The sequence below is a fragment of the Streptomyces endocoffeicus genome, from assembly GCF_016741935.1.
In the GTDB taxonomy this organism is placed as follows: Bacteria; Actinomycetota; Actinomycetes; order Streptomycetales; family Streptomycetaceae; genus Streptomyces; species Streptomyces endocoffeicus.
This window is the reverse complement of the sequence record NZ_JAERRG010000216.1, coordinates 1-420: the sequence shown is the minus strand read 5'-3', so window position 1 is coordinate 420 and position 420 is coordinate 1. Positions and strand designations below refer to the sequence as shown.

The window sequence follows — 420 nt, the reverse complement described above, 5'->3', positions numbered from 1 at the left end:
CTCGCCAGTGTTGATGCCACGGCGGGCAGGTCGGTCTCGGGTGCGGTGGTCAGGTACGCGCGGAGCCGGTCTTCGAGATCGGCCAGGGCAGGCAAGCTCTTGGCCGAGATCGGCAACGGCACCACACCGGCCGTGACGGCCGCCGCCGGAGTGTCCCTGGCCGGCGCCGGGGGCTGGGCGGGTGCGCTCTCCAAAATGACATGCGCATTGGTGCCACTGAAACCGAACGAGGACACCGCCGCCCGGCGGGCCCTGCCCGTCTCCGGCCACGACTGGTTCTCCGTCACCAGCTCCACAGCGCCGGCCGTCCAGTCCACGTGTCGTGACGGTTCTTCGACATGCAGGGTGCGGGGCACCACGCCGTTCTGGAGGGCCATGACCATCTTGATCACACCGGAAACACCGGCAGCGGCCTGGGTA

The 420-nt window shown here is 69.3% G+C and carries 1 protein-coding gene; it reads right to left on the bottom strand.

The window, feature by feature from the left end; translation table 11 throughout:
• Positions 1 to 420, bottom strand: a 420-nt coding sequence (locus JK364_RS54660; protein ID WP_307841745.1) for a ketoacyl-synthetase C-terminal extension domain-containing protein, incomplete at both ends; no start/stop codon positions are given.